Source organism: Mycobacterium sp., from assembly GCF_032161845.1.
Taxonomy (GTDB): domain Bacteria; phylum Actinomycetota; class Actinomycetes; order Mycobacteriales; family Mycobacteriaceae; genus Mycobacterium.
Genome location: NZ_JAVRQA010000146.1, coordinates 1 through 7,136 on the forward strand (window position 1 = coordinate 1; position 7,136 = coordinate 7,136).

Below are 7,136 nucleotides of genomic sequence, written 5' to 3' on the forward strand. Positions count from 1 at the left end.
CCGGCCTCGAAGACCGTCGGGCAATTGCTGATGGATGTGGTGTCGGTGGTGATGGTGGTCTCCTCGGGTCGGTTGACTCGAGAATCCGATCCCGCGGGCCCAAGTCCATCGGTCGCACCGCGTAGAAAACGCCGGCAGGGGGTCGTAGATACGACGGGTCCCCTGCGCGATCTACGCGTCTACGCCGATGTTTGCGGGTCATGTGCGCCGCAGGGTGGCTAGCATGAGCGAAATCGACGCGGTGTCGTTGAACTGGAGCGACCTGGGCGTGAGCGAACTGGTACCGACCGGAACGGTGACGTTGCTGCTGGCCGACGTCGAAAGCTCAACTCGGTTGTGGGAGACCCGGCCCGAGGAGATGACCGAAGCGTTCGCCAACCTCGACCGCACCTTGGCGCGCCTGGTGGACGCCCATCACGGGGTGCGCCCGATCGAACAGGGTGAGGGTGACAGCTTCGTCATCGCCTTCGGCCGCGCCAGCGATGCGGTGGCGTGCGCATTGGACGTGCAGAAGGCGCCGCTTGCGCCGATCCGGTTGCGCATCGGCATCCATACCGGCGAGGTGCAACTGCGCGACGAGTCCAACTACATCGGCCCGACCATCAACCGCACCGCCCGATTGCGGGACTTGGCCCATGGCGGGCAGACGGTGCTGTCCAGAATCACCGAGGGATTGGTGACGGATACGTTGCCCGAAGATGCCTGGCTCGCGGATCTAGGCACACACCCGTTGCGCGACTTCCCCCGACCAGAACAGGTGACTCAGCTGTGTCACCCCGACCTGCACAACGAATTCCCGCCGCTCCGGGTGGCCAATCCCGTTCGCGCGCTTGGCTTACCGACGCAACTCACCAGATTCGTCGGCCGAAGCGTTCAGGTCGACGATGTACGGCGCCTGTTGGCCGACAACCGTCTCGTCACCCTCAGTGGAGCGGGAGGAGCGGGCAAGACACGTCTGGCGATCGAAATCGCGCGCCTGGTAAGCGAATTCGATGACGGGATATGCTACGTCGACCTCTCGCCCGTCACCATCCCCGAGGCGGTGCCGGTTACGGTCGCGCGAACCGTCGGACTTCCCGATCAGCCGGGCCGGTCGACGGTGGACACCATCATCCGGTTCATCAGCGACCGGACGTTGTTGATCGTGCTCGACAACTGCGAGCATCTGCTCGACGCTTCCGGTGAGTTGATCATCGAGCTGCTCAACGCCTGTCCGCATCTGACGATCCTGGCAACGAGCCGCGAAACGCTCGGTGTCGCAGGCGAGGTGACTTGGCGGGTGCCGTCGCTGTCGCTCGCCGACGAGGCCGTCGAACTGTTCGCCGACCGCGCGACCCGAGGGCGACCGGGCTTCACTCTCGGCGATGACAATCGCGCAGTCGTGGAAGAGATCTGTCGACGTCTCGACGGGATGCCGTTGGCGATCGAACTGGCCGCCGCGCGAGTTCGATCGCTGTCGCTGGCTCAGATCGCGGACAGCCTCAATGATCGATTTCGACTGCTCACCGGAGGTGCGCGCTCGGCCGTTCGTCGCCAACAGACGTTGCGCGCCTCGGTCGATTGGTCGCATGCTCTGCTGACCGAGCCCGAGCGGACCCTCTTCCGTCGGCTCGCGGTGTTCATGGGCGGCTTCGACCTCGAGGCCGCGCAGGCCGTCGGCGGTGCCTCCGTGAACGAGAGCTATCAGCTCCTCGATCAGCTCAGCCTGTTGGTCGACAAGTCCCTCGTCGTTGCCGAGGATGCGTCCAGCGGGATGCGGTACCGGCTACTGGAGACGATGCGGCAGTACGCCATGGAAAGGCTCGGCGAGTCCGGCGAGACCGACGCCGTCCGGCTGCGGCATCGTGACCACTACACGGCGACGGCAGTCACCTTCGCGGTCGAGGGAACTGGTGCGAATGAACGTTTGGTCGCCTGGGCGGAACCCGACATCGACAATCTGCGGGCCGCTTACACGTGGAGCTGCGAGTTGGAGGACTTCGAGTCCGCGCTCGTCCTCGCGTCTGCGCTCCAGTCCTTCTGGATGATGCGTGGTCGGATGCGGGAGGGACTGGCAGCATTTGGCGGCGTTTTCGCCGACGCGCGCTACCGCGACGACGACGTGGAATCCGCGGTATGGGTGCGGGCAGTGGCGGACAACGGCACGCTTGCGGCGCGGGCCGGGGAGTCGGTGAGCCTGGACCGTGCGCAGGAGGCGCTGGCACGAGCTCGTGAGCTCGGCGATCCCGCCCTCATCGCAGTGACCCTGGCGGCGTGTGGAGCGCTCACCTTCTACACTCCAGAGCGGTGTGAGGTGTTCTGCAGCGAGGCGATCGACCTGCTGCGGCAGTCGGGCGATTGGTCGACGCTGTGCCTCATCCGTTCGTACCAAGGATTCATCCGGTCCGTTGCCGGTAATCCCGCCGGTGGCCTTGCGGCGGCCAGGGAAGGCCGAGACGTCGCCGACGCGCACGGCGACGCGTGGTTGGCGCGGCAATCTGCGGTGTGGGCGGGGATCAACCTGATGATACTGGGCCGCCTCGCCGACGCCGCGACGGAGATTGCCGAACCGGTTGCCGAGGGCAGGGCTGCCCGCGACTTGGGCACCACGGTGCTGGCGCTCATCGTGCAGGGGCAGACATTGGCGTATCAAGGGCACGCCATGGAAGCGCGAGCCGCTGCGGAAAGGGCGCTGAATGCCGCCGCGACGATGGGCGGGTTCCACGAGGACGGCGTTCACATCACGTTCGCGAACGCCGCGCTGGCAGCGGGTGACGCCGTGGCGGCGAAGACCGCTTGCGAGGCCGCCATGCGATATGTCGCACCCCAGCGGGAGCTCTTCGCTCGAAGCCTCGCCCCGATGGCGGAAGCTGCACTGGCATGTGGTGATCTGGTGGCCGCTCGTCGGTGGGCCGACGACACCGTCGCAGTGGTGCCCGGCTGGCATCGCGCGGTGGCCCTTACTGCGCGCGCCCAGGTTGCGCTGGCCCAGGGTGAACTGCAACAGGCCGGGCGCGATGCTCGGGAAGCGCTGGGGATCTTCGCGAAACTCCGGGCTTACCTGCGCCTTCCGGATGCGCTGGACTGTCTGGCCCGCCTTGCCTCGGCCGGCGGCAATCATCTGAACGCGGCCCGCCTGTTCGGCGCGGCTGGTGCCGTTCGGAACGTCACCGGCGAGGTCCGATACGCGTTCTTGCAAGCGAACGTCGACGCTGCCGTCGAACTCTCGCGGAATGCGCTGGGAGAAGCAGACTTCGACTCCGCGTGGGCGGAGGCGTCGACGCTATCCGTCGAGGAGGCGATCGCCTTTGCGCAGCGCGGCTACGGAGGGCGCAACCGGCCCGCGGACGGTTGGGAATCGCTCACGCCCGCCGAGCGCGACGTGGTTGCGCTGGTGACCGATGGCCTTACCAACGCCGAGACCGCCACGCGCCTGTTCGTGTCGCCGCGGACCGTCCAGACCCACCTCACGCACGTCTACACCAAACTCGGCCTGACGTCGCGTGTGCAACTGGTCCAGGAAGCGGCGCGGCACGCCTGAGCTCGAATCCGCCAGATGGTGCGACGATGGTTGCGTGTGGTCACACCGGTATGAATGCCTCGGGGCGTTGGCCGTCCTTGCCGTCCTCGCCAGCGCGCCGCCGATTGCCATCGCAGCGCCCACCACCGATGAACGTGGCTTCGTCGACTCCACCGCGCGGTGCGCCCCGCCGAGCACCGCGGTCGCCTTCGGCTCCACGTCGAGCTCGCGCGTGGCGATCTGCAAGGACGCCGCGTCCGGCCAGTACCAGTACCGGGGTGTCCGGGTCAGTGACGGTGCTCGGCTCATCCTGGCCGCCACGACGACCGACCGCGGCTACGTCGCCGAGAACGACGGGATCACCTATACCGTCACGGCGGCCGCCCTGGTCATCAGCACCGGCAGCCAGCAGATCCGCCGCGAACCGATGGTGGACTTCCACGGGTCGGCGCCTGGCTCCGCGGCGCCGTCGTCCGCCGCTCCGTCGGCGCCAGCCGCACCAACTCAGCCGAGTGCGGCGCCAGAGACCGTCACGCCGTCGACGCCTCTCCCACCACCGCTACCCGCTGAGGTGGGCCACGGCTGATCAATACGGCGGGCAGGAGCGCAGCGACCGGGGAATTAATACGGCGAACCCGTGACTACACAATGGGTTTGGCTGTAGATGGTGGCCATGCACTTGTTGCAGTGCGTGCACAACGACCGCACCGAGTGCTCCGACCCGTCGTCCTTGATGCGATTGATCAGGTCGGGCTCGGCGAGTAGCGCGCGACCCATCGCGACGAAGTCGAAGCCCTCGGCCATCGCGAGGTCCATCGTCTCGCGATTGGTGATCCCGCCCAACAGGATCAGCGGCATCGTGAGCTCGGCGCGGAACTGCTTGGCCTGATCCAACAGGTAGGCCTCGCGGTACGGGTATTCGCGAAGGAACTTCTTGCCGGTCATGCGGATGCCCCACCGCAGCGGGGGCTTGAACGCGTTCGCGAAGTCCTTGATGGGCGCGTCGCCGCGGAAGAGGTACAGGGGGTTCAGCAGCGAGCTGCCCGCGGTGAGTTCGAGGGCGTCGAGGCCACCGTCTTCCTCCAGCCACTTCGCGGTCTGAAGGGATTCCTCGAGGGAGATGCCGCCCCGGACGCCATCGGACATGTTGAGCTTCGCCGTCACCGCGATCCGATCACCGACCTCTTGCCGGACGGCCCTCACGAGTCCGCGGGCCACCTTGGCGCGGTTGGAGAGCGATCCGCCGAACTCGTCGCTGCGTCGGTTGATCAGTGGACTGAGGAACGAGCTCGCCAGATAGTTGTGGCCCAGATGAATCTCGACGGCGTCGAAGCCGGACTCGATCGCCAGCCGGGCGGCGTTTGCGTGAGCGGCCGTGATGTCGTCGATGTCGCCGTGGCTGGCCTTCTTGGCGAACCGCATCGACAGTGGGTTGAAGAACCGCACCGGGGCGTATGCCTTGGCCTTGTTCGTGCGCGAGTTGGCGACGGGGCCGGCATGGCCGATCTGGGCGCTGATCGCCGCACCCTCGGCGTGAATCGCATCCGTCAGGCGACGCAATCCAGGCACGGCTTCCGGCCGCATCCAGAGTTGCCACCCATCTGTTCGGCCACCAGGGGACACCGCGCAGTACGCGACCGTGGTCATCCCGATGCCGCCCGCTGCTGGCAGGCGGTGGTAGTTGATCAGGTCATCGGTGACCAGGGCATCGGGGGTCGACGCTTCGAAGGTCGCCGCCTTGATGATGCGATTGCGTAGCGTCACCGGGCCGAGCTTGGCCGGGGTGAACACATTGGGCTGAGTGTTCATAGGGTGAGCATGCCAGACTGGCTGCCGTGGGTGCGATGACGTTGGACGGCAAGACCACGCGCGACGAAATCTTCGTCGACCTCAGGCTGCGGGTGGCGGCGTTGACCGCCGCAGGACGGAGGAGGCCGGGGCTCGGCACGGTGCTCGTCGGCGATGATCCGGGTTCTCAGGCTTATGTGCGGGGCAAGCATGCCGACTGCGCGAAGGTCGGGATCAACTCGATCCGTCGCGACTTGCCTGCCGACATCAGCGAGGCGGAGCTCAACGAGACCATCGACGAGCTGAACGCCAATCCGGAGTGCACCGGTTACATCGTGCAGCTGCCGCTGCCGAAACAGCTCGACGAGAACGCGGCGCTGGAACGCATCGACCCCGCCAAGGATGCCGACGGTCTGCATCCGACCAATCTGGGCCGGCTGGTGCTCAACGAGGCGGCCCCGCTGCCGTGCACTCCGCGTGGGATCGTCCATCTGCTTCGCCGATTCGACGTGCCGATCGCCGGAGCGCACGTCGTGGTCATCGGGCGCGGCGTGACGGTCGGACGGCCCATGGGCCTGTTGTTGACGCGACGGTCCGAGAACGCCACGGTGACGTTGTGCCACACCGGTACTCGCGACCTCCCTGCGCTGACGCGGCAGGCCGACGTCATCATCGCGGCGGTCGGCGTGCCGCACATGGTGACCCCCGACATGGTGAAGCCAGGCGCCGCAGTGGTCGACGTCGGAGTGAGCCGCGACGAGGCGGGCAAGCTCGTCGGCGACGTCCATCCCGGCGTGTGGGAGGTCGCAGGCCATGTGTCGCCCAACCCGGGTGGCGTCGGCCCGTTGACGCGAGCGTTCCTGCTGACCAACGTGGTCGAGCTCGACGAGGCGAAGCTAGGGTGACGCCAAGGGAATTCGCGCACAAGGTGTTCGCGGGTCAATGGCCGATCCTCACGGTTGGGCTGTTCTTGCTCGCCGCGTTCGGACTGGTGGTGGCGGGCTATTGGCGCCGCGGAGCCCTGGTGTTGGCGATCGGCGTCGGCGTTGCGGCCGCGATGCGGTTGGCGTTGACCGACGACCGGGCCGGGCTGCTGGTGGTGCGGTCGCGGACGATCGACATCGCCACTACCGCAACCGTCAGCGCTGCGCTGGTCTACATCGCGTTGACCATCGATCCGCTGGGCACCAGCTAGCACTCGGCTCATCTTCAAGTAATTGCCCACCGGGCAATCTTGCCCACCGGGCAATATTTCCGTACGGTGACACTGTGTCCATCGAAGCCGCCCCCGGCCTGCGCGAGCGCAAGAAGGCAGACACTCGTAGGGCATTGAGCGACGCGGCAATGGAGTTGGCCTTCGAGGTGGGCCTCGACAACGTCACCCGAGAGGACATCGCCAATCGTGCGGGCGTATCGCTGCGCACTTTCACCAATTACTTTGCAGGCAAGTACGAGGCCATCGCGTACCGGCAGCTCGATCGAATTCGCAGGAGCATCGCGCTGCTTCGGACGCGACCCAGCGAGGAACCCCTGTGGTCCGCGATCACCGAGGCGCTGCTCGAACCGCTCGAGAGCGAAGGCGTTGGCAGGGCGTTACCTTCTCGCAAGCAACTGGTCGACCTCCGAAAGCTGCTGCTGGAACCTGCGATTCGTGCAGCGCTCACCAAGGAACTCTTCGACGAGTGGGTGGTCACCATCGCCGAGCGGACGGGCACCGACCCCGCCGTCGACATGTATCCGCGACTAGTCGCTGCCGTGATGCGGGCCGTCGTCGAGACGGCGATGGATGCCTATGCGACGGCTGATCCGCCGCGGTCGATCACCACCCTCCTTCGTGACGGCCTGGCCG

The 7,136-nt window shown here is 66.7% G+C and carries 7 protein-coding genes; 6 read left to right on the forward strand and 1 reads right to left on the reverse strand.

Features of this window, described 5'->3' with window-relative positions; all coding sequences use genetic code 11:
- The 3 genes from QOD90_RS08605 to QOD90_RS08615 form a co-directional block, all read left to right on the forward strand.
- Positions 1-222, forward strand: a 222-nt coding sequence (locus QOD90_RS08605) for a hypothetical protein (protein WP_526348633.1), incomplete at its 5' end; no start/stop codon positions are given.
- A gap of 1 nt (position 223) precedes the next feature.
- On the forward strand, positions 224-3,520 hold the full coding sequence (locus QOD90_RS08610; RefSeq protein WP_526348635.1) for a helix-turn-helix transcriptional regulator: 3,297 nt from the start codon (positions 224-226) through the stop codon (positions 3,518-3,520).
- 34 nt (positions 3,521-3,554) lie between these two features.
- Positions 3,555-4,085 (forward strand): hypothetical protein, encoded by a 531-nt coding sequence (locus QOD90_RS08615; RefSeq protein WP_526348637.1) that lies wholly within the window; start codon positions 3,555-3,557, stop codon positions 4,083-4,085.
- A gap of 35 nt (positions 4,086-4,120) precedes the next feature.
- Here the strand turns inward: QOD90_RS08615 and QOD90_RS08620 are convergent, their stop codons facing one another.
- Entirely contained in the window at positions 4,121-5,308 is a 1,188-nt protein-coding gene (locus QOD90_RS08620; RefSeq protein WP_526348639.1) for an NADH:flavin oxidoreductase, read from the reverse strand.
- Positions 5,309-5,334: 26 nt separating this feature from the next.
- Between QOD90_RS08620 and QOD90_RS08625 the strand changes: the two genes are divergently transcribed.
- The 3 genes from QOD90_RS08625 to QOD90_RS08635 form a co-directional block, all read left to right on the forward strand.
- Positions 5,335-6,192: a bifunctional methylenetetrahydrofolate dehydrogenase/methenyltetrahydrofolate cyclohydrolase gene (locus QOD90_RS08625; protein ID WP_526348641.1), complete on the forward strand. Its 858-nt coding sequence runs from the start codon at positions 5,335-5,337 to the stop codon at positions 6,190-6,192.
- Positions 6,189-6,482 (forward strand): DUF3017 domain-containing protein, encoded by a 294-nt coding sequence (locus QOD90_RS08630; RefSeq protein WP_526348643.1) that lies wholly within the window; start codon positions 6,189-6,191, stop codon positions 6,480-6,482. Before QOD90_RS08625 ends, QOD90_RS08630 begins: the two co-directional genes overlap by 4 nt.
- Before the next feature lie 149 nt (positions 6,483-6,631).
- Positions 6,632-7,136: TetR/AcrR family transcriptional regulator (locus tag QOD90_RS08635; protein ID WP_526348645.1), on the forward strand; the 505-nt coding region annotated here is incomplete at its 3' end.

Bases quoted from the DNA above. Each gene is read 5' to 3' on its own strand.
- QOD90_RS08610 (WP_526348635.1), top strand. From the start codon at position 224: ATGAGCGAAATCGACGCGGTGTCGTTGAACTGGAGCGACCTGGGCGTG.
- QOD90_RS08620 (WP_526348639.1), bottom strand. From the start codon at position 5,308: ATGAACACTCAGCCCAATGTGTTCACCCCGGCCAAGCTCGGCCCGGTG.